This window comes from Vreelandella hamiltonii, assembly GCF_014651795.1.
GTDB classification, from domain to species: domain Bacteria; phylum Pseudomonadota; class Gammaproteobacteria; order Pseudomonadales; family Halomonadaceae; genus Vreelandella; species Vreelandella hamiltonii.
Genome location: NZ_BMXO01000006.1, coordinates 95262 through 120079 on the forward strand (window position 1 = coordinate 95262; position 24818 = coordinate 120079).

Consider the following 24818-nt stretch of genomic DNA (forward strand, 5'->3'; position numbering starts at 1 on the left):
GCGCTGTTCGACGCCTGAATGCCATAGCGCTTTCATTTGATTGGCACTACGTTTATCTCATTACCCTTTTCGGATCATCAAGGAGCGATGAGATGACCATGACCGTAGGTGAACTGTTTATCGCGCTGGTGCTCATTGCGCTAGTGCTGCTGGTCAGCAATGCGCTGCGCCTTTGGCTACCCTGGCTGCGCCGCCTGTTTCTTCCCAGTTCGGTGATTGGCGGGCTGCTCCTGCTGCTGCTTGGTCCCGATGTCATCGGGCGCTTCATGCCCACACTGTTCGAAGAAAGCCCCGGGTTGTTCCCCGCTTACGTCCAGGAAAGCTGGTCGGCGCTGCCCGGACTGCTGATCAACGTCGTCTTTGCTGCCCTGTTCATCGGCAAGGCCATCCCTGGGCTGCGCACCATCTGGTTACGTGCAGGGCCGCAGGTCGTGGTGGGCCAGACCATGGCGTGGGGCCAGTATGTGGTAGGTCTCAGCCTTGCTTTGCTGGTACTGGTTCCCATGTTCAACATGAACCCCATGGTGGGGGCACTGATTGAAATCGGTTTCGAAGGCGGGCACGGCACCGCCGCAGGCATGGCCGACACCTTCGCCGACCTCGGCTTTGAGGAAGGCGCCGACCTGGCGCTGGGCCTGGCCACCGTCGGCATCGTTTCGGGGGTGTTGATCGGCACGGTGATGATCAACATCGCGGCACGCAGAGGCGTGGTCAAGCCCACCCGTGAAGAAGATCAGCCGGATGAAAGCCTGCGTGAAGACGAACGCCCCTCTACAGAGGAGTTCAGCGAATTCAAGAAGGATCTGGCACAAGAAGCAGGCACCACCGACCCATTGAGCCTGCATATCGGGCTGGTGGGTATCGCCATCGTGATTGGCTGGCTGCTGCTGACAGGCCTGCAGTGGGTAGAGCAGATGACCTGGGCACGCGACGGCGGGCTGGAAATACTCGCCCACGTGCCGCTGTTTCCCATTGCCATGATTGGCGGGGTGATCGTACAGCTATGTGTCATGCGCTTTGGGCTGGAACGGCACGTATCCACCCGCACCATGTCACGTATTGCGGGCACCGCGCTGGATTTCACCATCGTGGCCGCCCTCGCGACGCTTTCGCTGACCACGCTGGGCGATTACTTCATCCCGTTCCTGCTGCTGGCACTGGCCGGGATTGCCTGGGGCTTGTTCGTGCTGATCGTGATCGCCCCTCGCGTGATCCCCGAGAACTGGTTCGAACGCGGTATTGGTGACTTCGGCCAATCCATGGGGGTGACCGTCACCGGGCTGTTGCTGATGCGCATGGCAGACCCCAAGAACAAGTCCGGCGCACTGGAGAGTTTTGGCTACAAACAGCTGATGTTCGAACCCGTGGTGGGGGGCGGCCTGTTCACCGCCGCCGCGTTACCGCTGATTGCCCAGTTTGGCGCACCCGCCGTGCTGGGATTGACCGCCATACTGACCGTCGGTTGGCTGGCATTCGGATTGCTCTACTTTGGCAGGATGGTGCCCGACCGTGGCAAGGGTCGATGGCAAGGCAAGTAAACATCGGATAGCAAAACGCCCGCAATAGCGGGCGTTTTGCATTGGGACGGATGTCTTGCAAGGGAGGACTTACATATCAGGTGGCATGTCGTCACGCTCTTCCAGGCCCCCTGAAAATGACGTCTTGAACGCCATATACAGGCCTACCCCCGAAAACCCCAAGAAGAGCACGAACATGCATAACATCAATACCATCGCCATAACGCGTGTCCCTGTCAGTGTGCGGCCGTTGCGTTGACGTCTTCTCACCGCTGAAATTTGGTCTACACGACAGGATAGACCAAAACACTGCGCCCATCTGTACCATTACTGTACAGACGCAGGGATGGATTTGTAAAATTATCTAAAATCAGTTACTTGAGAAAACAAAAATAACGCAAAAAAACCATCCCACAAACGCGAGATGGCTGTTTTGCATCGCTGCCGATCCTTGGCCTTGATGGCCAGCACATCCAAGTGCTGGCAAGAGTGAGCAGGCTCGATGTCCCTACACGTCCTTGATGCTTTCTGGGCGTCCTGCCCTCCTTGACTGCCTGTTAGCCTGCCCACACTGTCGATAAAGAAAGGGGTCACTCCCTGTGAACCCGAGGCAGTTCATGCTACTGACCATGATAATGCATCAGCCAGGCCAAAACTTTTAAAAAATAGAAAAGTAAATAAAAAACAAATACATACTAAAATAAATAAACCACCCTGCTATGCCAATCCAGCCCACCGACGACTCGGAACCTGTATAAAACTGACACATGAGACAAATGCGTATAGCGCATTTTTAGCCTGCCAACGCCGTTTGTGTCACACAGTCAGAACGACCAGTGGCGAGCCCTCTCGTTAACGCTTATGTTATACATCGAATGCCCCACTCTCGGGGATGGGCCCCACTGAGGACACGCTCATGAAACGCTCCATGCTGCTTGGCATACTCTTGATGTCGACCCTGCTGGTCATCAGCGGATGTAATACGGTTCGTGGCATGGGTCAGGATATCGAGCGGGGTGGCGCCGCCATTCAGCGCTCGGCGGAATAACCCCATGATGATGACGGTCTTTCTTTCCCACGGCTTGGAGAGCGGCCCAGGCGCCCTGAAGATACAGGCGCTGAAAGGCGTCGCGGAACACGTGGATGACTGCGAGCCCGTGGTCATGGATTATCGCGGCATGAGCGAGCCGGCGGCCCGCTTGAGCCACCTGCGTGAGACGCTGAATGCCCGAGGCGACGACCCATCTCGATGCATTCTGGCAGGGTCTAGCCTGGGCGGCTGGATCAGTGCGGCACTGAGTGCCGAGACGCCCATGCTGGGCTGCTTCCTGTTGGCTCCCGCGCTCGGCATGCCCCGCTACCCGGAAACCTCCCCTTTCATTCAGGCCCGACACACCCATGTGATCCATGGCTGGCAGGACGATGTGGTGCTGCCAGGCCCGGTCATCGAGCACGCCCAGCGCCAGCGGCTCTCGCTGCGCATGGTGGATGACGACCATCGGCTGCACCAAAGCCTGGATGTCATCTTGGCGGATTTCACGCGGTTTCTGGCCACGTGTGCAGCGTGATGCGTCCTCTCCTATTGTTCTGCTTGTTAAATGCTTTGCTTGTCAAAACCTCGACACGAGCCCTTAAAAACTATACAAATAATATACACACGATAGGAGGCAGCTCATGTTCGGACTCTTCAAGCGCGACCCCAAGAAGAAACTTCAACAGGCCTACGAACGCAAGCTCACCGAGGCCATGCAGGCGTCGCGCAACGGCGACATGCGTGCCAATGCCACCCTGACCGCCGAAGCCGAAGCGCTTTTGGAGGAGATCAACCGTTTGAAGGCAGAAGGCCACTAACTCGTGGGTCGTTTGCCAAAGGGAGCGAGCTACCTGATGCTGGCCTTGGGCATAGCGGCACAGGCACAGGCACAGGCACAGGCACAGGCACAGGCACAGGCACAGGCAACAGAAGCATGCCAGCTTCAGGGTCGCTGGTGGCAATCGGGTCAGCCCGCGACGCCCAATGAGGTACTCGGCTTGGCAGCGCAGCGGTCAGTCGTGCTGCTCGGGGAACGGCACGACGCCATGGAACACCACCGCTGGCAATTGCACACCCTGGCAGGCCTGTACGCCCATGAGAGCGACATGGTGATTGGCCTGGAGATGCTGCCCAGAGAAGCGCAGCCGGTACTGGAGCGCTGGGTGGCGGGAGAGCTATCCGAAGAGGAGTTTCTGGAGCAGAGCGACTGGCAGGAAGCCTGGGGGTTCGATCCTGAGCTTTACTGGCCCATCCTTCACTTTGCACGCTTGAACCGCATCCCACTGAAGGCGCTCAACATTACTCCAGCCTTACGCCAGCGGCTGACCAGCGAAGAGATCGGCCACATTCCCCCAAAGCAGCGTTACGGTATACCCGCGCCGCGACCTGCCAATGACGCCTACCAGACTTACCTGGAGGAAGTCTTCGACCAGCATGCCATGGGGCAAGACAACCCCAACATGCTGGAACGCTTCATTCGAGCGCAGCTCAGTTGGGACATTGCCATGGCGCAGGGGCTGGCAGACGCTACCCAAGAGAGCACTCTGGCCGTAGGCCTGATGGGCCTTGGGCATGTCGTGCATGGCCATGGCGTAGCGCACCAATTGGAAGGACTGGGTATTCAAGATACGCTCAGTCTCTTGCCCTGGGAGCTGGAGGAGTGCGCGCTTCCCAACCCCACCTTGAGCGATGCGATCTTCATTGTGCCCACCCCGTTGACCACATCATCACCGGCAGCTAACGGCCCGTGACTCAACACACATCAAATTCATAACGTTTATTAGCTAACTAATAGCATTTAAACTTGTTGCCGCTGCCATGACCCTTTATATCTCGATTCACGATCACGCAGCGCTTCGATATCATACTGTGCGCTTACTCTCCCCGCTTGCTCTTCCCGCTTACCATTCCTTACTCATAAAAGCGTTGACTGTCCCGTTTAATCAGACCTGTATTACCAATTGATTACAATGACGGCCGCTCATACGGTAGAACGCTTCTTCATCTGCCGATACCGCCCCATGACACCTGACTCTCAATTACAGCGAAGAAACGTGTGGTCTGGACTCGGAGTGACCCTGGTTGCCTGCTGGCTGCTGGTCTGGTTGATTCCACGCTACGGTGGCTCGGGCATGGCGTTTGGCATGCATCCACAGCGTTTGGCGACGCTGGGCGCCTGGGTCATGCTGCTGTGTGCCGCCACGCTCATGGTCATCAGTCTTACTCGCTTGAAACAACAACACGCCCCTCTCTTCAACCGTTTATCACTTATTGACTTGTGGCATCAAGTTTGGCCTTTCTTATATATATTACTTTTTATCATATTGGCCAACTTTATTCCTTTAACGTGGCTTGCGCCTTTTATCATCGGCTTTCTCGTTGCACTATTGGGTGAACGGCGCTGGTATGTCATTGCACTTTCCGCCGCGATTCCTACGGCTGCGCTTTATTTACTGACCGTGCAACTCATGCGCATAGGAATTGTTTAACATGCCAGAACTCAGTGCCATTACCAGTGCCTTTGGCGATGCCTTAACACTGCACTCCATCAGTGTCATTCTAGGGGGCGTTTTACTGGGCTATATCGTGGGCGTCATTCCTGGCTTGAACCGTTCGGTCGCCATTGCCATTGCCATACCGCTCACTTTCTACATGTCGGCCTATGCCGCCATCGCCTTTTTGATTGGCCTTTCAAAGGGCACGGCGGCGGGCAGCGCCGTCTCTGCCATTTTGCTCAACACCCCAGGTGAGCCCTCTTCTGCAGCCACCTGCCTGGATGGCTACCCCATGGCCAGCAATGGCCAGCCGCGCAAGGCGCTCAAGGTAGGGCTCTTGGCATCGGTGGTCGGCGACCTGCTTTCGACACTGCTGCTGATCGTCGTGGTCATTCCCTTTGCCTCGATTGCTCTCAAGTTTGGCCCTTATGAACTGGCTGCCATTCTCATTTTTGCACTGGTCTTCATTGCCGGGATGGCCGGGGGCTCTTTTTTGAAGGGCATGGCCGCCGGAGGCATGGGCGTTATTTTAGGAACCGTCGGGTTAGACCCGGAAACCGGCGCCATGCGCTTTACGTTTGGCTACGCGGAACTGATGGAAGGCGTGCCTATTCTTCCTTTGGTCATCGGAACTCTGGCCCTCTCCGAAATGTTCGTACAACTGGAAGCTTATCGGCGTAATAAAGGCGCCAGCTCCGTCAAGCTTGGCCATAACCCGGAAGACGACCTCTCCTTCAAAGAGTTTAAAAGCACCTTGCCGACCATCTTTAAAAGCACCGGCGTCGGGGCTTTCGTGGGCGCGCTGCCGGGCCTGGGGCCATCGGTGGGCTCGTTCATGGCGTACGGGCTCGCCAAACGCGGCGCCAAAGACCCGGACAGCTTCGGCAAGGGCAACCCCAATGGCATTGCCGCCGCCGAGGCTGCCGACAACGCCGTCATTCCCGCCAGCTACATTCCGCTGTTCGGGCTGGGTATTCCCGGCAGCGTGTCGGCAGCGCTGCTGGTGGGTGCTTTCATGATCCACGGTATTCAGGTCGGCCCGCTGATGCTGCGCGACCATCCCCAGATGCTGTTCACCATCTTTGCCGGCATGGTGGTCGCCAGCCTGATCATGCTGGCCGTAGGCTGGTACGGGCTACGTATCTTTGCCCGCGTCACGGATGTGCCGCAGAACATCGTCATCCCCGTGGTGATCTTTCTCTGCCTGGCCGGCATTCAAGTGCAGGGCTACGGCACGTTTGGCCTGCTGACCGTGTTTGGCTTCGCGATCTTCGGCTATTTCCTGAAGAAGCATGACTACTCCTTCGTGACCTTCCTGGTCGCTTTCATCGTCACGCCCATGCTGGAGATGAACCTGCGCCAGTCGGTCATTCTTTCCGGGGGCGACATCGGCATTCTCATGCAGCGCCCCATCGCGCTGACGTTTGTGGTCGCCACTGGCCTGCTGGTACTGCACCTGCTGTGGAGCAGCTATCGCCAGTACCGGCTGCGTCGGCAACACGGCTAATACCGAGCAACCTTCACTACCAAGAAAAAACCATCGAGGAAACCACCATGAAAAAGCATCTTCTGACCACCGCCATCGTTTCAGCGGCGCTGACCCTGGCCGCAGGCACCGCCCAGGCCAATGACTTCCCCAGCAAGCCGCTGACCATGGTCGTCGGCTTTGGCGCAGGCGGCAGCACCGACATTCAAGCCCGTGTGCTGGCCAACGTACTGGAAGAAGAGCTGGGCCAGCCGGTGAACGTGGTCAACCAGCCGGGTGCTGGCGGTGGCGTGGCCTTGACTCGCCTGGCAAACAATAACGACGAAGGCTACACCTTTGCCTTTGGCACCTCCATGACCATCACCTACGGCCCGTTGGCCACGGAAACCGCCTACCAGCTGGACGACTTCCGCTACGTGGCGGGCGTGACGCTGGGCCAGTCGGCCATCGTGACCGGCGAGAACCGCCCCTTTGGTGACAGCTGGGAGTCGCTGGTGGAGTATGCCCGCGAAAACCCCGGCACCAGCTATGCCACGCAGACCGCCCTGGATCGCATGATCATCGAGTACATTGCCCAGCAGGAAGGTCTTGACCTGCGCATCGTGCCCACAGCGGGCGGCGCTGGCATGGCACCGCTGATTCTTTCTGGCGACGTGGACTTCGCCTACAGCGGTGGCACCCACTCCGGCTACGCAGAAACGGGTGAAATGCCGGTACTGCTGAGCCTGGCAGAAGACCGTCTGGTAGCCTTCCCGGATGCGCCCAGCCTGCAGGAAGCCGGTTATGACATCAACCCGGCTGAAATTCGCGTGGTCATGGTGCCCAACAACACACCGGATGCCCACGTAGAGCGCCTGGCAGAAGCACTGGAAGCCGCTACCCAGGATGAGCGCTTCATCGAGATCACCGAAGAGCGCATTCTGATGCCGGTGGTGTACCTGTCGGAAGAAGACGTCACCCAAACCCTCACCGAGCAGACCGAAAGCTACAAGGCGCTGATCGAAGAGCTGGGCGGCGTACCGGGCGCAGACGACTAAGCTGCCCCGCATGCCGTGAACAGGATGCATGAAAAAGCCCGCTGACCGTGTCAGCGGGCTTTTTAGTGGTTCCGAGCCGGGATCGCCGAGCCTACGGCGATCAACAGCCTACTCGTCGGCAAGCGCGGGCAGCAGCGTCTTGAGCTTGCGCGTCAAGGTATTGCGCCCCCAGCCCAGCAGCTCGGCCGCTTCCCCCTTGCGCCCCCCGGTGTGCTTCAGGGCGGTTTCGATCAGGATGCGCTCGAAGTCTGGCACCGCTTCTTCCAGCAGGTGCGTATGCCCTTCGGCCAGGGCGTGGTCGGCCCAATCCCGGAAGGCCGAACGCCAATCACCGTAAGCGCCCCCTTCCGGCGCGCTGACCGAGCGAAGCTCAGGTGGCAGGTCCTCTATCAGGATCTCCCTGCCAGACGCCATCACGGTGAGCCAACGGCAGATATTTTCCAGCTGGCGAACGTTGCCCGGCCACGGCAGCCGAGTCAGGTGAGCCTCTGCCTCGGTGGTCAGTACCTTGATATCGGTGGATAGCTCCTTGGCCGCCTCCGCCAGGAAATGGCGGGTCAAGCGGGGGATGTCTTCACGGCGCTCGGCCAGGCGCGGCAGGTGCACCCGAATCACGTTCAGGCGGTGGAACAGATCCTCACGAAAACGCCCTTCATCCACCAGGGATTCCAGGTTCTGGTGGGTGGCAGCAATGATCCGCACATCCACCTTGACCGGCGTATGGCCGCCGACCCGGTAAAACTCGCCATCGGCCAGTACCCGCAGCAGGCGCGTTTGCGTCTCGGCGGGCATGTCGCCGATTTCATCCAGAAACAGCGTACCGCCGTTGGCCTGCTCGAAACGCCCTTGGCGCTGCTGGGCGGCGCCGGTAAACGCGCCTTTCTCATGGCCAAACAGTTCCGACTCGATCAGGTCACGGGGAATCGCCGCCATATTGAGGGCAATGAACGGCTTGCCGGAGCGCGGGCTGTGCTGATGCAGCGCCTGGGCCACCCGCTCTTTACCGGTGCCCGACTCCCCATTGATCAAGACCGTGATATGAGAGTGCGACAAGCGCCCGATGGCGCGAAACACCTCCTGCATGGCAGGCGCTTCGCCGATGATCTCGGCGCTCAGCCCTTCCGGTACGCTGACCGGCCGCTGCCGCTCGCGGGCATGGGCCACCGCGCGCCGCACCAGCGCCAGCGCTTCGTCGACATCAAAGGGCTTGGGCAGGTACTCGAAAGCGCCCCCTTGGTAAGAAGCCACCGCGCTATCCAGATCCGAGTGGGCGGTCATGACAATGACGGGTAAATCGGGATGGGCGGCACGCACGCGGGACATCAGGTCCAGACCGTCGATGCCTGGCATGCGAATATCGGTGACCAGCACGTCCGGCGGGTTTTCCAGCAGCCGAGCCAGCGCCGTATCCGCCCGCTCGATACACTCTACATCCAGGTCGGGTTGCGCCAGCGCGCGCTCCAGCACCCAGCGGATAGCGCGGTCATCATCGACGATAACCACCCGTGCAACATCGGTACGTGTCGCCTCAGTCATGACGCATCTCCGGTAAATTAATAACCAATGGAATCAGTAAACGAAATTCGGTGTGTCCGGGTCGGGAATCGCATTCGATCAATCCTTGATGTTGGTGCAAAATTGACTGAGCAATCGACAGTCCCAGGCCGCTACCTTCCGCGCGACCTGACACCATGGGGTAGAAGAGCGTTTCGCGAAGCGCATCGGGAATGCCGGGGCCGTTATCGATGACACCCACCTCGCTGACCAGCCGATGACGCTCGGCCCCCAGGGTGAACTGGCGGCGGGCACGGGTGCGCAGGGTCAGCGTGGGGGACGGCGTGTCGGCTTCGCTCATGGCCTGTACCGCGTTGCGGGCCACGTTCAAGACCGCCTGAATCATCTGCGACTCGTCGCCAGAGAGGTCGGGCAAGCTGGGGTCGTAATCGCGATGAACGGTGACCTGCGGGTGCTCGGCCAGCAATAGCGCACGCACGCGTTCCAGCACTTTGTGAATGTTCACCGGCTCATGCTTGATGATGCGATTGGGGCCCAGCATGGAGTCCACCAGATCGCGCAGACGATCCACTTCCTCGACGATGATGTGGGTAAACTCCCGCAAGGCCGGATCGTCCAGATCGCGCTCCAGCAGCTGCGCCGCACCGCGGATACCGCCCAAGGGGTTTTTCACCTCATGGGCCAGCCCGCGGGCCAGTACCTTGATGGTTTCCTGGCGGGTGGTCAGCGCTTCTTCTCGAGAAATCTGCATCAGCCGATCACGGGGCTCCACCTCCAACAGCAGCTCTTCGGCAGACAGCGGCGTCACGGTGTAATCCACCGTCAAGGGTTCACTGTTGAGCGGCGTAATACGCGCTTCGCGTTGGGTGTAAGGGTGAAACGCATCGCGTGCCTTGGCCAGCACGTCATCGATACTCTCATCGCCGCCCAGCAAGGTATCCAGACTGATGCCTTGTACGCGGCTGAAGCTCACCGCCAACAGCGCCTCGGCGGCCGGATTCATCCAGCGAACCCGAAGTTCGCCGTCCAGCAGCAGTACCGCCGTGGTGAGGTGTTCCAATAAGCGCTGATACATGGCGTGTCCTGAAGCGTCGCTAACCGTTGCGTTAGAGATTTAGCTGAGGAACTGCAAAAAGCGCGCCAAGTTACCCAAAACGACGCCATGCACGGCTTGGGGGCAGCCTGCCGGTGCCGCTCGGGCATTTATAGCGCACGGGCAGGGAGATTTAGCCAACCTAATGCACCATTATAGTGCATTGCATTAATCGGCGATAAAAATCGTCACCTGATCGGTGCGATGCTGAATACGCCCTTGGCTGTCCAGCAGCTCTGCCTGCAAACGATGTTGCCCTGGAGGCAGGCCTGACAGCCAAAAAGCATCGCTGTGCAGAGGAGATTGGCTAAGCTCGCCGTTGACGAGCAGCTGGATCTGGTGGTCCTCGCGCAGCGCAGGGGAAACGCTGACCTCCACGGGCGTCATGCCACCGCGCAGCGACGCCCCTGGCGCGGGGGCAACGATGACGAACCGGTCATAAGGCATGAACGGCTGGCCCGGACGCCCCAAAGGCCGTGCCGCCGAAGGCGCGGCTGGGCGGGTGGCGGCAGGCAAGCTGGGCAAGGGCGCCAGCCGCAGCACTTCGCCTCCGCGCTCGGGGTTATCGGTAAACGTGACGTTGCCCTGGGCATCGACGATGCGGTACACCGTTTGCGCCTGGGCAGCGCTTACCCACAGGCAGGCAGCCACGAAAATCCCTGTGGATAATATCGCTGACCATGCAACACGCCGCTTGCTCACCACGCTGTCTCCTCACCTATTCTGCCCATAAAAAAACCCCGCCGAAGCGGGGTTTTGGCTCGTCACACCGCAAGGGTGATCTTAGCAGTCATGCCATCAGCTTAGCAGCTGTAGTACATGTCGAACTCGATCGGGTGAGTCGTCATGCGGATACGCTCGACGTCTTCCATCTTCAGTTCGATGTAGGCATCGATCATATCGTCGGTGAACACGCCACCTTCGGTCAGGAACGCACGGTCAGCATCGAGTGCTTCCAGTGCTTGATCCAGGCTGTTGGCCACTGTCGGTACGGACTTGCCTTCTTCTGGCGGCAGGTCGTACAGGTTCTTGTCCATGGCATCGCCAGGGTGGATCTTGTTCTTGATACCGTCGATACCCGCCATCAGCATCGCTGCGAACGCCAGGTAGGGGTTGGCAGTCGGGTCAGGGAAGCGAGTCTCTACACGCTTGCCTTTCGGGCTGGCAGTGTAAGGAATACGGATAGACGCAGAGCGGTTACGAGCACTGTAGGCCAGCATGACCGGTGCTTCGAAGCCCGGTACCAGACGCTTGTACGAGTTGGTAGAAGCGTTGGTGAAGGCGTTCAGAGCACGGGCGTGCTTGATGATACCGCCGATGTAGTACAGCGCCATTTCAGACAGGCCAGCGTACTCATCGCCCGCGAACTGGTTCTGACCATCTTTCCAGAACGACTGGTGTACGTGCATACCAGAACCGTTGTCGCCTACCAGCGGCTTCGGCATGAAGGTAGCGGTCTTGCCGTAAGCGTGCGCCACGTTGTGGATCACGTACTTCATTTCCTGAACTTCGTCGGCCTTCTTCACCAGCGTGTTGAACTTCACGCCGATTTCGTTCTGACCGGCGTTGGCCACTTCGTGGTGGTGTACTTCGACAGTCTGGCCAATCGCTTCCAGGGTGTTACACATGGCACCACGGATATCGTGGAAGCTGTCGACCGGCGGAACCGGGAAGTAGCCACCCTTGAGGCGCGGACGGTGACCCAGGTTGCCAGTCTCGACCTTGCTGTCGGTGGCCCAGGCGCCTTCGTCGGAAGTGATCTTGTACATGGATCCTTGAATGTCGGACTTCCAGTGCACTTCGTCGAAGATGAAGAATTCGGGCTCTGGGCCGAAGAACGCAGTGTCACCCAGGCCAGTGGACTCGAGGTAGGCCTCGGCGCGCTTGGCGATGGAACGCGGGTCACGGTCATAGCCCTGCATGGTGGCAGGCTCGATGATGTCGCAACGCAGGATCAGAGTAGCGTCTTCGGTGAAGGGGTCCAGGAAGCCGGTGCCGTCTTCCGGACGCAGGATCATGTCAGACTCGTTGATGCCTTTCCAGCCATTGATGGAAGAACCATCGAACATCTGGCCGTTTTCAAAAAACTCTTCGTTCACGTCACGCGCAGGCACGGTCACGTGCTGCTCTTTACCGCGTGTGTCGGTGAAACGCAGGTCTACCCACTTAACGTCATGTTCTTCGATTAGCGCAAGAGTCTTGGCTGACATAGTGTCCTCCGGTATGAGCGTGGCTTAGAGCTTGAAACAATAAGCTATCGATAAAAGTGTTATTCAACAAATCGTCTACATGCCTTGGCACGTGGCGCGTTTGTCTTTTTTGTTCGCTTTACGTTTGCTTGACCATGGATAACAAATCGCCCAGCGATCATTTCAGACCGGCTATCGTTGTAGCACGCCAAGCGGCTTCTGCCTATGGCCTGCTAGCGACTGACAAACGGCCCATGAAACTGTTCATGAAACTGCCTACGAAGCTGTCACGAAATATAAGCACGTAGCATGCCAACTTTGCACCAATATGGCTTTTAAAAAAATAACAGCATGATTCAAAAAGCAAAAATCATTTTCCCCGATGCCTCCTGATGTAGCATTTCCCTACTACGCTACTGCATGAAGCACGTCTCAAGCTCAATATGCACCAAAAAAATACAAAAAATTTCCTTATTGCACAAAATCAGTGCATAGCAAGGCAGTCTATTTTTATACTTTTCTCCACCATTTCTCCTTGCTACGAAAAGAAACCAATGCCTACAATAAATTACAAAACGGAAAGTTGTTACTACGAAGGAAGCCGCTTTCATGGGTACGGTTTGCTTTATCGTCGATGCTTCCGTGGTGGGAGCCTGCCTTCCTCGCCACCTGCGCTCCATTCGTCAATCTGGCCTGGCCGAGCATCTCGTGCCCGTGATCGTGACCGCCGCGTTTCTGGATGAGCGCTTCGCGACCCTGGAGCACCGTTTTCACGCTCACTGCCTCGTCACCCCAGAGAAGAAACTAGGCGCTCGCCTGAATCAGGCGGCGTATGTCAGCCAGGCAGAATGGCTGCTGGTGGCCATGCACAAACAGGTACTGCCTGCACAGCTATGGCCCCTGCTGTACCCCGAGCTGGATACGCAAACGCTGGATGCGCTGATCATCAGCGCGATGACGCCTCGGTTGCCAGAGCGCCTCTGGCAGCAGCTACGTGGCCCTAACGCCGCATTGCCCCCTTACATGGCCATCAGCCGAACCTGGCTGGAACGCTTGGGAGGCTTCGACCCCGAGCTGGAGGTCACGGCAATGACCGACCTGCTACAGCGCCTGCATGCCTGCCCCACCCGCCTGAAGACCCTCAGCGGGCAAGCACTGGGGTTGCCGCGAGGCTCGCCACTGAGCGCGTTGAAAGCACGCTTTTCTACCGAAACACCCCCACATTGATCGTCGCCCTCATCCCTTCATCACTCTTCAACGCCTTCCCCAATGCACAAGGCATACTGAACGGCCCCAGCGAGGCTTACCTAACGCCAGCCTCATACTTTCAGGCGTTTGCCAAACAGCATGGCGCCCCAGGTGGAAGTGTTCACCGCCTTGTTCAACAGCACCGAGCCCACGCTGGCCACCACGATCAAGAGCAGTGCGTAAAGCACCAGCGGCAGCGTTTCCACGCCGACCAAGGTATCGGTAATGGCAAAAAACATCGGGTGGGCCAGGTAAATACCGAAAGAGTAGACATTGATATAGCGCACCCAGCCAGGCGCTCGGCGCCCCTTCAAGCGGCGCATGGTCACCAACACGAACAGCACGAAAAAGGGAATGACCCAAACTTCCTTGGAAGAGAACGCCAGCCAATGAGCAAAGGTGGCCATCACGATCAGCGCCACCCACCCCCATAGCCAACGGGACTGAGACAGCGTTTGCAGCCACACGGGGCGCTCCTGCAGCACGGCACGAGGCGCCAGCGGGTAATAGCGCACCAGCACCAGCGCCAGAAAGAAGAGATACACCCACCCCAGGGGCGCGATCCACAGCAAGTAGCCTGGGGGTTCTACCTGGAACCAGTACGCCAGCCCCCAGTAGGCCATGCTGACTACACACGCCACCCACAGCCAGGGCACCGGATTCACCCGCCACAGCTGCCAGCGGGTAAATGCCCAATACGCCGCATAGAACTGCATGGCGATGATCAAGAAATACCCGTGCCAGCCCGCATAGATGAAGTAGCTGCGTGCGTTGGCCAAAAAGCCCACGGCATCGTCGCTGCCCGCCAACCGCCACCACTCTGCCGTCGAATAGATAAAGCCATACATCAGGTAAGGCAGCATGACGTACTTGACCCGCTGGAGCAGAAAGCCCGGCGGGACCTGCTTGTCGTAACGCACGGCGAAAACGAATATCGAGATGAACAGGAACACGGGGGTGCCCAACACCAGGGGAATCCGCATGAGGTCGGTGGCCAGGTTATCTACCCGCTGGTTCAAATGGTCCAGCCAATGAAACAAAAAAACGGCAATGCAGCCGTAAGCACGAAGCCAGTAGATTTCCTCGATTTTCTGCATCCAGCCTCCCGGTTTCCCCCAGCGCACCGCCTAGCCGCTATCCTGTTAATAGCGGCCGAGAGTGAACACCCGCGAGCCGCCTGTTGTCCGACCTTGTAAATGCCCGTAAATTCCGGAGGCCCCGTGATCAGAAGAACTGCCTTGCAACGCATTGCTCTGCTGGCTGGACGCTTGGCCGGGCTCTTTGGCTGGCTGGTGTTGAGCAACGTCGCACTGGCAGGCGAGGTGGTGCGCGAGCAGTTCTACTCCCCCACGCTGGGCTACGATTACCCTTATACGCTGTATTTACCCGATGGCTATGACAGCCAAGCGACAACGCCCTACCCCGTGATCTACCTGCTGCACGGTTCTTTCGGTAACGAGCTGGACTGGGCTACTCGGGGCAACCTGCCACAAGTGGCAGACCGACTGATTCAGGCAGGGCATATTCCCCCCGCCGTATTCGTGATGCCAGGCAGCCGCAGCTGGTGGGTAGATGGCCATAACGAACCCGCCCGCAGCGCCTTTTTCAACGACCTGATGCCTCACATCGAAGCCCACTACCACGTGGGCACCACTCGTGAGCAGCGAGGGGTGGCCGGGCTTTCGGCAGGCGGCTACGGCGCGCTCAACTTCGCGCTGGAACACCCCGAAATGTTTGCCGCCGCCGCCGCGCTGAGCCCCGCCAGCTACGTGCCCACGCCGCCCAGCAACTCTTCGGCGCACCGCCACCCCACCTTTCTGGATGAACGGGGCCAGTTCGACCAGGCACTGTGGGAGCAGCTCAATTACCCCGCGCACCTGGAACACTATCGCCTTCAGGTCATACCGCGCCCCGCCGCCGAACAGGGCGACACTCCGCCCGTGCCGCTCTACATCAGCGCCGGGCGCAGTGACGTATACGACGCCGAATACCACGCTCGTCAGCTACGCCAGGCCATGGAACGCATTCAGCCAGAGCTGGTGCGGCTAGACCTGTACCCCGGTGGGCACACTTGGCGTGTATGGCGGGCCAGCCTGCCCGCCGCGCTCAACTTCCTGTTCCAGTACGTGGGTCACGAAGCACCTGGCGAAACGGGCGCATAGAGCACCGCCTGGTTACGCCCCTGCGCCTTTGCCTGATACATCGCCTGGTCGGCGCAGTGGATCAGCGTGGACTCTTCAGCAGCGTGCAGGGGCAACAGCGCCACTCCAATACTGGCCGAGACATGGACTTCCCCAACTGACAGCGTGAACGGCACCGCCAGTGCCTGGCACAGCTGGTCTGCCACCCTCAGGGCCTCTTCGGCACCCACGGGCCCGCCCAACATGGCCCAGGATGCACGGCCAGTTCGGCGACACGTAGGTGAGCGCGCCTTCGGCACTCAACGTGTCGATGATATCGTTGGCCTACTCGACCAGCTGGCGAAAGCGCTGTTCGCTGGCCCCCATCGCGCACGGGCGAAAGCTGCAGTTGCCACGCCCGCCCCGACTCCCCCCACCGGACACTCAACGCGCATGGCTGCTGCTGTTCGTCACAGCGGCGAATAGTGTCCAGCACGCTCGCCCCATCCAATGGAAAACAGCGCCCCAAGGCCGCTTCCGAGCCCATGGCTTGCCAACCGGCCACACGCCGAAAAGCAGCATTGGCCTGAACGCACGCCTGGCCATCGCACATCATCACAAACAGCGGGGTCGCCGACTGCTCGAACTCGAACAGCGCATGGTATAAGTGCATGGGCGCTCCGCTCCCTGGTTCGTAAACGGTTAAGTTAAGCGGCCCAGCCCACGGTGTCCACGAACATTGGTTGACTTCTACCAACGCAAACTACACTGAAAAGGAACCCTTTTTCTGGACACACGAAAGGAAGCCTTCCTATGCATAAACATATTGAATGGGACGACCCCGGCAGCGCGAGCGTGGTGGAGTACTTCAAGAACGACCCTGACCACACCTCCCCCTACCCCGGCGCTATCCTTTCCGCCCGCTACCAGGGCCGCATCGTACGCGTCAAAGTAGAAGCCTACCGTGACGACGACGCCGTCAGCATCGGCAGCGTCGCCGCCATCCTCGACGAACACGGCCACCGCTTCAAATCGCACCAGAAAATCGTCATCGGCGACATCGTGCGCCTACCCGACGACAAACGCGCCATGGAACACTGGGAAGAGGAAGAAGAGGACGAAAAAGAGTAACCACGGCCCCCGCTCGGGCGACATGTTGGGGCGGGGGTTAAGCATGGGCCGGCCACCCATGCGGCAGACACCTGCATGAACTCACCGCCTCAACACTAGCGCACCAACCGGAACAAGAGCTGCCTGGGCGGCAGCGAATGCATGAATCTCAACAGAAGAGACCCGGTTCATTTTCTGAGCTGCCTGGGCGGCAGCGAACTGTTCGTAGCTCTGGCAGCTAACGCACGCCCTTTTCTGAGCTGCCTGGGCGGCAGCGAACTAAAGGCGGTCTTGCAGGGATTGTAGGGCGGTTTTCTGAGCTGCCTGGGCGGCAGCGAACATTGTGCCGCGCCTCGATGACAAGCTGATTCATTTCTGAGCTGCCTGGGCGGCAGCGAACCTGCCGTCCAAGGGAAGTTCACCTTCCAAGATTTTCTGAGCTGCCTGGGCGGCAGCGAACGGATTTGCTGGCCACGTGTTGAGCCATACCGATTTCTGAGCTGCCTGGGCGGCAGCGAACTGTGGAATGAGGTTTGGCTCCGGGATGGGCGCTTTCTGAGCTGCCTGGGCGGCAGCGAACTGTGGAATGAGGTTTGGCTCCGGGATGGGCGCTTTCTGAGCTGCCTGGGCGGCAGCGAACGGGAGGACGTTAGAAATGGCATTTTTCAACGTTTTCTGAGCTGCCTGGGCGGCAGCGAACGCGGGCCATGGACGCCTTATCCGGCAGGCGCTTTTCTGAGCTGCCTGGGCGGCAGCGAACCCTCTTTGGCATCCGCTGGGGGCCTGCCTTATTTTCTGAGCTGCCTGGGCGGCAGCGAACTCAATGACGATGCGATCATGTGGCTGGAAGTCTTTCTGAGCTGCCTGGGCGGCAGCGAACACGGCTTCCAGGTCGAACCCGCTGAGGCCGGTTTTCTGAGCTGCCTGGGCGGCAGCGAACCGGTTTACGACAGAGGTGTCCCACTCGATAACTTTCTGAGCTGCCTGGGCGGCAGCGAACCTTCACCACGACCCGGCCTTGGCGCCGGGCTTTTTCTGAGCTGCCTGGGCGGCAGCGAACGTTCTTTATCGACTCGACCACTTGATGCGTTATTTCTGAGCTGCCTGGGCGGCAGCGAACATGGATGATGACCGGGAGCGTCTGGAGCAATCTTTCTGAGCTGCCTGGGCGGCAGCGAACGCGATGGGCGGCCGCTGCCCCTCGGCCAGAATTTTCTGAGCTGCCTGGGCGGCAGCGAACCTCTGGCTCCGTGGCCGTGCATTCCGATATGTTTTCTGAGCTGCCTGGGCGGCAGCGAACGCGTTTCGGTTGATGTGCACCTTGGGGCTTGATTTCTGAGCTGCCTGGGCGGCAGCGAACTTCGGCGGGCTTGCTCCACCGGATCATCTGTTTTTCTGAGCTGCCTGGGCGGCAGCGAACGGAGGCCGAGGTAGAGCAGGCTGTACAGGAGTTTTCTGAGCTGCCTGGGCGGCAGCGAACAGAGACACGTGACGGAAAAGCATTTGACTAACTTTTCTGAGCTGCCTGGGCGGCAGCGAACTGTCGCGCTGGCTACTGCCGACCAGTGCGTTGTTTCTGAGCTGCCTGGGCGGCAGCGAACCTGATGAGGTAATTTACAACCAGAAGCTAACATTTCTGAGCTGCCTGGGCGGCAGCGAACATGTTGCGCTTGGAGTTGCCGTCGTGCAGTTCTTTCTGAGCTGCCTGGGCGGCAGCGAACACTGGCAGCCATAGGTCAGTTGCTCGCTCAAATTTCTGAGCTGCCTGGGCGGCAGCGCACCAGATGAACCAAGGGAACCTCCCCATCATCAATTTCTGAGCTGCCTGGGCGGCAGCGCACCCTGGCCAGAGGGCGGCTGGGTGACTGACCCATTTCTGAGCTGCCTGGGCGGCAGCGCACTTCTTCTTCGGTCACTTGATTGCCCTCCTTAGTTTCTGAGCTGCCTGGGCGGCAGCGCACACGCAGGGCTGTCGGGCACTGTGAGGGGCGTTTTTCTGAGCTGCCTGGGCGGCAGCGCACGACCGGACATGCCGCGAGTAGCGGCACTGAGCTTTCTGAGCTGCCTGGGCGGCAGCGCACCCCTTTATATTGCGGGCGCTCTTCACGCTGATTTTCTGAGCTGCCTGGGCGGCAGCGCACTTGTTCTGGAGTCGATAGCGGAAGCCGGAACCTTTCTGAGCTGCCTGGGCGGCAGCGCACGCCGCATATCACCGCCTCTGCTACATCCTTGCTTTCTGAGCTGCCTGGGCGGCAGCGCACGAGGCCGGTGGGGAATGGCATTTCGAATACAATTTCTGAGCTGCCTGGGCGGCAGCGCACGCATGGCGACTCAGCAAGAGGCCATGCCAACTTTTCTGAGCTGCCTGGGCGGCAGCGCACCCTGCGCCGCCACGACTTCGACGACAAGCGTTTTTCTGAGCTGCCTGGGCGGCAGCGCACTCTGGCTTGGTGAGCTGGCTGATTTGCTGGGTTTTCTGAGCTGCCTGGGCGGCAGCGCACGCCGAAGCGCTGCGCATCACCATCGGCACGCTTTTCTGAGCTGCCTGGGCGGCAGCGCACGACTCCAGCTTGTAGCCTTCAGGTACCAGCATTTTCTGAGCTGCCTGGGCGGCAGCGCACGCGGAGACTACGTCTACGCCTGCAGAACAGACTTTCTGAGCTGCCTGGGCGGCAGCGCACGTTCGACGGCATCGACACTGCTGAATGAGCATTTTCTGAGCTGCCTGGGCGGCAGCGCACTTGGCATCCGGCGCCAGCCCGCGCTGCCAGCATTTCTGAGCTGCCTGGGCGGCAGCGCACCAGGAAGAACAAGTCGGTCATGCAAACCGTGTTTTCTGAGCTGCCTGGGCGGCAGCGCACAGCTGGTCGTCGATAACTTCGCAGGTGGAGGCTTTCTGAGCTGCCTGGGCGGCAGCGCACATGAGCGCTTTGACGTGGGCGCGCCGATTCTATTTCTGAGCTGCCTGGGCGGCAGCGCACTTCATCACCGAAGGCCTGGCCAACGGCATCGATTTCTGAGCTGCCTGGGCGGCAGCGCACAAAACTTGCGGGGCGGTAGCGCCTCGCCGTTGTTTCTGAGCTGCCTGGGCGGCAGCGCACTTTGGTGGTGATGGTGGTCATCGGTTCATTCATTTCTGAGCTGCCTGGGCGGCAGCGCACGATACCGACATTCAGAAACGAGAGCTTAAGGATTTCTGAGCTGCCTGGGCGGCAGCGCACACTGCTTTTCAGCTTGAGGCTTGGCGGGTTCATTTCTGAGCTGCCTGGGCGGCAGCGCACATAACCACCGATAGTTTGCGGAGTATCTACTCTTTCTGAGCTGCCTGGGCGGCAGCGCACGATGCGCGGGACATTTCGCGCTGGTACACGCTTTTCTGAGCTGCCTGGGCGGCAGCGCACAAGGCCGTTCGAAAACCGCGCGCCTGCTCGCCTTTCTGAGCTGCCTGGGCGGCAGCGCACGTGTCATGAAGAAGCCGGTGCCTTTGACGGGTTTTCTGAGCTGCCTGGGCGGCAGCGCACGCATCGAATCACCGACCTACGCCGATCAAGACTTTCTGAGCTGCCTGGGCGGCAGCGCACATCTGCGCCGCATCCTGGTCAACGCTGCCCTTTTTCTGAGCTGCCTGGGCGGCAGCGCACCTTTTTGGCGTTGATTCTCAATGCTGATACTTTTTCTGAGCTGCCTGGGCGGCAGCGCACCGTTACCCGGTGCCCATCACGGAACGGGTACTTTTCTGAGCTGCCTGGGCGGCAGCGCACGTGGATAGGTGCGCGGGCACCACAATCACCGATTTCTGAGCTGCCTGGGCGGCAGCGCACCTCGGAAGAAGACGGCCTGGCCGTTGGCACCTTTTCTGAGCTGCCTGGGCGGCAGCGCACTAGAGCATATCAAAATTAATGTGCTGATTGTTAAAGAGCTTTCACCAAAAAAAGCGGCATTACCCTTTCAGGAGCAATACCGCTAAGTCATTGATTATTAGCTGCCTATTTTCATGTTAGAAAAAAGGGTCAAAACCAGGGCACGGTGGCGCTGGGGCTCAAGCCGTAATGGCTGAATGAACCTTCCGATGAAGACGCTGCAGGTTTGCCATGTTCAATAAACAGGCTGAAACGCTGTTGAGTAGATCGACTATTGATCTGCACAAACGGTAGCTCAATTCGTCGAGCCGCCACCTTGGCGTAAATGCTCCTTGCCTCCTCTTCGCTAATGCTGTGCCGTTTGGCATAGCGCTTGGCACGGCTCTCGCTGCCCGTGTTGAACTGCTTCCGCGCTACGTTGATATGCTGAGCACGCGCAGGAACTTCCTGCACTTCGCTTACCTGCGTGTGATCCCGCATGCCTGTCAGCCAATCCATACTCATCAGTTGCTTTAGTCGCTCATGGGTGCCATGCAAACGCAAATGGCTGCCTAAAGTGCGGGCACGAACACCGTGTTTATGGGCTGGAAAGCTCACGCCTAGATCCGTTGCCTGTAGGTCGAATAGCGCTCGATGCAACTTGTTGTATAGCGCACCCATCAGCATGGCTTCGGGAAAGTCGGGGTCGGGCCTGAGCCGGATATCAATGTAATAATCCATGGCTTACCCCGCTTCGCCGAACACGCCACCACGGATGAGTGTTGCCATCACAAAGTGCTGGTTTTCCTTGGAAGGCACTTGGTCCTTGATCATCCAGTTATCCAGCAGTGAGTAGAAGTCGGCCTTCTGCTTGGGCTGGCGGTACGCTTTGCCCTGGGTGGTCACTGAACCATAAGGCTCGACAGCAATAGGCCCAAGATCTTCATCGCTTTCATTGGGGTACCAGGTGTCGATGGTACGGATGGCATTACCCAGCTTCTGCGAGTGAATACCGGCAATATCGCTGACGTGGTAAAGCGTTTTGCTTTTGTCGCCTCGGCCTCGGTCAAGAATCAGCTCTTGAGAAGGGAATACTTCTTGACCACTGCCCATGCGGACATAGGCCACCACTTCTAGCAGCAAGTGCTGCTCGCCCGCCAACGCAGCGGCGATGACACCCGCAAGCTCTTTAAGCTCGGCAGTATCCTCGAAGGCACGCAACGAAAGTGACAGTGCATCAAATGTCCACTCTTTGTTGGCTTTGCCTTGCGCTAACTGGCGAATGCTGACTTCTACTTGCTCTGCGCCCATGCGGTTGCGCCACAGAAAGCGGCCATTGGCGAGGTTATTGGCGTAACGATGCGCCAGTTCGCCGAAGCCTTGTGCTTGTTTATATTCGGCAACGGCCTGTTCCAGCTTGGCTTGGTACTCAGCGTTATTACAGGCTGACGGTGTTCCAGCACCCGCAAGTACGCGCAGAGTGAAGCGGGCAACTAGGGTATCTGCATCATGGGGCAGTGTGGCTACATCGACGGTTTGTAGGTTGGGGTTTTCAATCGCGGCATCTAGCTTGGCGGGGTCCTGGTCTTTGGCTTTCAAGCGATTGGAAATCGTGCCGCGCACCGACTTTTCACGCACCTTGACCGGCTGCCATTGCTGTTCTTCTTGCCGCTTATCCCAGTTGCTGGCGTACAGTAGCGCATCGGAAGGGTCGAGCTTGCGTTCGAAGGCGAGGACAGAAGCGGTTTTAAGGGTATCGTTTTTAGCCATGATAAAGCTCCTTGTTTACTGTGCTGAGGTGCGAAGGTGATAGTCGTTATTGAGACGGTAGAGGCCCGCTTCTTCGTCGTTATCAACGTACCAAAGCAGGTCTTCAGGTTGCTTCATACGGTGCGGGCTAACCCACTCACCGATGGAGTAGAGACTTTCGACAAAGCGGAACGGGGTCTTGGTATCGCGGGCGTTGGCGACTTCACCTGGCTGGAAAAGATCTGAAATAGCGCCATAACCGACTGGAATAGGCACCAACCAGCCACGATAGGGACGCTGCGCCTGCCAAACAGGCTTTTCGTTGGGTTTGCCTTCGTTCTCTAGCGTACAAACATGGTTAAGACGAGAGAGGTCTAACCATGCATCCAGTAAACTGGCGTCTGGATTTTGCTGTTGCAGTGTGTGAAGGTGCTCGGTGAGGTAATCATCCCGAAGGGTGAGGGCAAAGCCCGGCAGCCAGCGCCGCTTTAAGCGCGCGAACTGCTTTTGCCGCTCTTCTTCATCGTCATCAAGCGTGACCCATTGCGGACGTTGTTTATGGGTTGGCTCCGCACGGTTAGGGATGACACTGCCTCCGGCAATGCGCATGCCCGCTACAATCTCTCCGATTTTTTTAGCGATATTCTCATGCTCGCTTTCTGTAGCGCCGGTATCAATTGTAAAGATCAGCGTGATATCCAGATGGACACGCCCTTCTTCTACAATCGCTGCCGTACCACCTGTCTTATCCACCGGATTACGCGTCAGGTGAAAGCCACGGATGTAACCACCCTCAGTGGCCTGGGCTTCAAAGTCATGGCAAATAACCCCAACGCGGTCTAACGACACGGGAATACTCGCCTCTACCAGCTTCCGCTCCAGAGCATGCATCAAGCCCACAAATGCACTCATGGCAGGAAAGCCCCAGGTCATGGGGCTGGAAATCGCGTTGGCGTTTTGCACTCGCAGGCGCGGCAGAACCAAAAGGTTTTTTACTTTACTCATCGTCATCACCTCCTGGCAGGTTGGTTAAGTCTTCCATTAGGCTTTCCATCCAGCGGCGATCACGATCAAGCAAGCGTTGGTGGGTCACATCTTTCTCTAGCGCTTTCTTCCAGTGGCGGAATTCCACATCACCCAAAGGCAGCTTTCCGCCTAACGCGGCATTGAGCCAATTAGCGAATCGATGGCGAATATCGTCTGCCCATTCCATGCTGTTTCGCGCTTCACGAAAAGCAATATCACCTTCAGCACGACCGGGGTCTAGCCAATACATTTCTTCTACTGGTAATTCACACTTTTCATCGTCGCTCCACCCCGATGGCAGGCTATGCATCTGCATGGCAAACAGCGCCAGCTCGTCCATCAACATGGCGGTGTAGTCATCGCGCAGGTCGCGGGTGTGCATGTCTGGCGTAGGGTTCGTTTCAAGAAACTGTTTGAGGTCTCTAACCAGCGAGCGCACGTCTGAACGACTGCCAAAGATGCCGGGGTGAGAGAATACCGTCGCGGTTTTCAGCGGCGGACGAATATCTCGAACATTCCAACTGGGTGGCATGGAGGCCAGCAAATAGTTATTGCCACCCCGTTCGCTATTCAGCTGCGAGATATTCTGCGGCTTGGTACCGCCCATTTTCTGTGCAGCCAAGTTGGGGTAGCTGTGCACGGCCTGCCCAGCGTACTTGCTTTCTCGCTTGGCCTTACGTGCCTCTTTGGCCTCTTCGCTAAAGCGATCATGGTTAATGGTTTGGAATACACGGTGCGCCAGCGAAGTGGCGTAAAGCGGTGCGAGCAGATGAAAATTCTCAGCATCATTTTCCAGGTCTGCTGCATCCTCCCCCACCAGCCAATAGAGCTGTTTGCCTCGGGTATGTGAGGCATGCTCTCCACGCGGTTCGGTAATCGCCGCAAAGGCTTTGATCCATGCTTGAGCCTGCTCAGGATTGGCGCTTAACGCCTTTGCCAGCTCAGAGTCGTTTTCCAGCACCCGCTCAAGCAGTGACTTTCCTTCGAATTGCAGCTTCAAGAACTTATAAACATCCAGGGCGGCAGCGTTCCCCACCACATCGCCCGCAAAATCAGTGGATAGCGTGTGGCTGCCAACCAGAGAATGGTTATTTAGCGATTCAGGTGGGGCGTAAAGATTGGAGCCTTTGGCATCCGGGTGAATCGGCTTGAGAGAATGGGTGACGACTTGCAGTTGACCAACGCGCCTGGCTGCATCGTTGATCCAAGTATCGAATTGGAATTGCTCAACCAGCGCTTGGTATTTTGGATCGTCGGGAGCTAGCTTTTCCGCTTTGGTATCAAAGCGCTCTTTTAAGAAGGCTTCGATCCCAGAGCGAATTTCGGCTGCTCTGCTATTATCTGCCATACGTTTTCCCTTT

The 24818-nt window shown here is 58.4% G+C and carries 21 protein-coding genes and 1 CRISPR repeat array; of the genes, 11 read left to right on the forward strand and 10 right to left on the reverse strand.

Annotated features, from left to right (window positions below; translation table 11 throughout):
• Window positions 1-92 precede the first annotated feature (92 nt).
• The 8 genes from IE061_RS08210 (at window position 93) to IE061_RS08245 (ending at window position 7568) form a co-directional block, all read left to right on the forward strand.
• A complete protein-coding gene (locus IE061_RS08210; protein ID WP_039183252.1) occupies window positions 93-1538 on the forward strand; it encodes a sodium/glutamate symporter in 1446 nt (481 codons plus the stop codon).
• A gap of 895 nt (window positions 1539-2433) precedes the next feature.
• Entirely contained in the window at window positions 2434-2565 is a 132-nt protein-coding gene (locus IE061_RS08215) for an entericidin A/B family lipoprotein (protein ID WP_016915839.1), read from the forward strand.
• Between the two features lie 7 nt (window positions 2566-2572).
• A complete protein-coding gene (locus tag IE061_RS08220) occupies window positions 2573-3085 on the forward strand; it encodes a YqiA/YcfP family alpha/beta fold hydrolase (protein WP_096923352.1) in 513 nt (170 codons plus the stop codon).
• A gap of 106 nt (window positions 3086-3191) precedes the next feature.
• Entirely contained in the window at window positions 3192-3368 is a 177-nt protein-coding gene (locus tag IE061_RS08225; protein WP_144984375.1) for a DUF6435 family protein, read from the forward strand.
• Between the two features lie 3 nt (window positions 3369-3371).
• Entirely contained in the window at window positions 3372-4301 is a 930-nt protein-coding gene (locus IE061_RS08230; RefSeq protein ID WP_230478409.1) for a ChaN family lipoprotein, read from the forward strand.
• A 321-nt stretch (window positions 4302-4622) separates the two neighbouring features.
• A complete protein-coding gene (locus IE061_RS08235; protein ID WP_230478410.1) occupies window positions 4623-5039 on the forward strand; it encodes a hypothetical protein in 417 nt (138 codons plus the stop codon).
• Between the two features lies 1 nt (window position 5040).
• Window positions 5041-6552: a tripartite tricarboxylate transporter permease gene (locus tag IE061_RS08240; protein ID WP_189462985.1), complete on the forward strand. Its 1512-nt coding sequence runs from the start codon at window positions 5041-5043 to the stop codon at window positions 6550-6552.
• A 47-nt stretch (window positions 6553-6599) separates the two neighbouring features.
• On the forward strand, window positions 6600-7568 hold the full coding sequence (locus IE061_RS08245; protein ID WP_039183263.1) for a tripartite tricarboxylate transporter substrate binding protein: 969 nt from the start codon (window positions 6600-6602) through the stop codon (window positions 7566-7568).
• Window positions 7569-7676: 108 nt separating this feature from the next.
• Here IE061_RS08245 and ntrC read toward each other — a convergent pair whose 3' ends face one another.
• The 4 genes from ntrC to glnA form a co-directional block, all read right to left on the reverse strand.
• Window positions 7677-9104: a nitrogen regulation protein NR(I) gene (gene ntrC, locus IE061_RS08250; protein ID WP_016915831.1), complete on the reverse strand. Its 1428-nt coding sequence runs from the start codon at window positions 9102-9104 to the stop codon at window positions 7677-7679.
• The gene (gene glnL / locus IE061_RS08255) at window positions 9097-10158 is read right to left on the reverse strand and encodes a nitrogen regulation protein NR(II) (RefSeq protein WP_039183267.1); all 1062 of its coding nucleotides are present in this window, start codon (window positions 10156-10158) and stop codon (window positions 9097-9099) included. Before glnL ends, ntrC begins: the two co-directional genes overlap by 8 nt.
• A 186-nt stretch (window positions 10159-10344) precedes the next feature.
• Complete coding sequence (locus tag IE061_RS08260) at window positions 10345-10878, reverse strand: DUF4124 domain-containing protein (protein WP_230478411.1); 534 nt, start codon at window positions 10876-10878, stop codon at window positions 10345-10347.
• A 101-nt stretch (window positions 10879-10979) separates the two neighbouring features.
• Complete coding sequence (gene glnA, locus IE061_RS08265; protein WP_039183269.1) at window positions 10980-12386, reverse strand: glutamate--ammonia ligase; 1407 nt, start codon at window positions 12384-12386, stop codon at window positions 10980-10982.
• 588 nt (window positions 12387-12974) lie between these two features.
• Between glnA and IE061_RS08270 the strand changes: the two genes are divergently transcribed.
• Window positions 12975-13592, forward strand: coding sequence for a hypothetical protein (locus IE061_RS08270; RefSeq protein WP_193461390.1), 618 nt, complete (start codon window positions 12975-12977; stop codon window positions 13590-13592).
• 92 nt (window positions 13593-13684) lie between these two features.
• Here the strand turns inward: IE061_RS08270 and IE061_RS08275 are convergent, their stop codons facing one another.
• A complete protein-coding gene (locus IE061_RS08275) occupies window positions 13685-14710 on the reverse strand; it encodes an acyltransferase family protein (protein WP_193461391.1) in 1026 nt (341 codons plus the stop codon).
• A gap of 123 nt (window positions 14711-14833) precedes the next feature.
• Between IE061_RS08275 and IE061_RS08280 the strand changes: the two genes are divergently transcribed.
• Window positions 14834-15775 carry an alpha/beta hydrolase gene (locus IE061_RS08280; RefSeq protein WP_373294956.1) on the forward strand — a complete coding sequence of 314 codons (942 nt, stop codon included), beginning with the start codon at window positions 14834-14836 and terminating at the stop codon, window positions 15773-15775.
• On the opposite strand, the gene IE061_RS08285 is transcribed toward IE061_RS08280, so the two are convergent.
• Window positions 15745-15999, reverse strand: a complete 255-nt coding sequence (locus tag IE061_RS08285; RefSeq protein WP_193461392.1) for a diguanylate cyclase domain-containing protein — start codon at window positions 15997-15999, stop codon at window positions 15745-15747. The genes IE061_RS08280 and IE061_RS08285 overlap by 31 nt on opposite strands.
• Window positions 16000-16546: 547 nt before the next feature.
• Here IE061_RS08285 and IE061_RS08290 point away from each other — a divergent pair.
• Window positions 16547-16864 carry a hypothetical protein gene (locus tag IE061_RS08290; RefSeq protein WP_039183279.1) on the forward strand — a complete coding sequence of 106 codons (318 nt, stop codon included), beginning with the start codon at window positions 16547-16549 and terminating at the stop codon, window positions 16862-16864.
• Between the two features lie 171 nt (window positions 16865-17035).
• Window positions 17036-20724: direct repeats of the CRISPR family, unit length 28 nt; unit sequence TTTCTGAGCTGCCTGGGCGGCAGCGCAC.
• Between the two features lie 129 nt (window positions 20725-20853).
• Here the strand turns inward: IE061_RS08290 and cas6f are convergent.
• Genes cas6f through csy1 form a run of 4 tightly spaced genes read right to left on the reverse strand, consistent with a single transcriptional unit; the run spans window position 20854 to window position 24805 of the window.
• On the reverse strand, window positions 20854-21423 hold the full coding sequence (cas6f, locus tag IE061_RS08295) for a type I-F CRISPR-associated endoribonuclease Cas6/Csy4 (RefSeq protein ID WP_193461393.1): 570 nt from the start codon (window positions 21421-21423) through the stop codon (window positions 20854-20856).
• A gap of 3 nt (window positions 21424-21426) precedes the next feature.
• The gene (csy3, locus tag IE061_RS08300) at window positions 21427-22452 is read right to left on the reverse strand and encodes a type I-F CRISPR-associated protein Csy3 (RefSeq protein ID WP_193461394.1); all 1026 of its coding nucleotides are present in this window, start codon (window positions 22450-22452) and stop codon (window positions 21427-21429) included.
• A 15-nt stretch (window positions 22453-22467) separates the two neighbouring features.
• A complete protein-coding gene (gene csy2 / locus IE061_RS08305) occupies window positions 22468-23436 on the reverse strand; it encodes a type I-F CRISPR-associated protein Csy2 (protein ID WP_193461395.1) in 969 nt (322 codons plus the stop codon).
• The gene (csy1, locus tag IE061_RS08310; RefSeq protein WP_193461396.1) at window positions 23429-24805 is read right to left on the reverse strand and encodes a type I-F CRISPR-associated protein Csy1; all 1377 of its coding nucleotides are present in this window, start codon (window positions 24803-24805) and stop codon (window positions 23429-23431) included. Before csy1 ends, csy2 begins: the two co-directional genes overlap by 8 nt.
• Between the last annotated feature and the right edge of the window lie 13 nt (window positions 24806-24818).

Coding starts and splice junctions, on each gene's coding strand:
- IE061_RS08270 (WP_193461390.1), top strand. CDS start 12,975: ATGGGTACGGTTTGCTTTATCGTCGATGCTTCCGTGGTGGGAGCCTGC.
- ntrC (WP_016915831.1), bottom strand. CDS start 9,104: ATGACTGAGGCGACACGTACCGATGTTGCACGGGTGGTTATCGTCGAT.
- IE061_RS08275 (WP_193461391.1), bottom strand. CDS start 14,710: ATGCAGAAAATCGAGGAAATCTACTGGCTTCGTGCTTACGGCTGCATT.
- IE061_RS08245 (WP_039183263.1), top strand. CDS start 6,600: ATGAAAAAGCATCTTCTGACCACCGCCATCGTTTCAGCGGCGCTGACC.
- IE061_RS08215 (WP_016915839.1), top strand. CDS start 2,434: ATGAAACGCTCCATGCTGCTTGGCATACTCTTGATGTCGACCCTGCTG.
- cas6f (WP_193461393.1), bottom strand. CDS start 21,423: ATGGATTATTACATTGATATCCGGCTCAGGCCCGACCCCGACTTTCCC.
- csy3 (WP_193461394.1), bottom strand. CDS start 22,452: ATGGCTAAAAACGATACCCTTAAAACCGCTTCTGTCCTCGCCTTCGAA.
- IE061_RS08290 (WP_039183279.1), top strand. CDS start 16,547: ATGCATAAACATATTGAATGGGACGACCCCGGCAGCGCGAGCGTGGTG.
- glnL (WP_039183267.1), bottom strand. CDS start 10,158: ATGTATCAGCGCTTATTGGAACACCTCACCACGGCGGTACTGCTGCTG.
- IE061_RS08285 (WP_193461392.1), bottom strand. CDS start 15,999: ATGTTGGGCGGGCCCGTGGGTGCCGAAGAGGCCCTGAGGGTGGCAGAC.
- IE061_RS08225 (WP_144984375.1), top strand. CDS start 3,192: ATGTTCGGACTCTTCAAGCGCGACCCCAAGAAGAAACTTCAACAGGCC.
- glnA (WP_039183269.1), bottom strand. CDS start 12,386: ATGTCAGCCAAGACTCTTGCGCTAATCGAAGAACATGACGTTAAGTGG.
- IE061_RS08240 (WP_189462985.1), top strand. CDS start 5,041: ATGCCAGAACTCAGTGCCATTACCAGTGCCTTTGGCGATGCCTTAACA.
- IE061_RS08210 (WP_039183252.1), top strand. CDS start 93: ATGACCATGACCGTAGGTGAACTGTTTATCGCGCTGGTGCTCATTGCG.
- csy1 (WP_193461396.1), bottom strand. CDS start 24,805: ATGGCAGATAATAGCAGAGCAGCCGAAATTCGCTCTGGGATCGAAGCC.
- IE061_RS08220 (WP_096923352.1), top strand. CDS start 2,573: ATGATGACGGTCTTTCTTTCCCACGGCTTGGAGAGCGGCCCAGGCGCC.
- csy2 (WP_193461395.1), bottom strand. CDS start 23,436: ATGAGTAAAGTAAAAAACCTTTTGGTTCTGCCGCGCCTGCGAGTGCAA.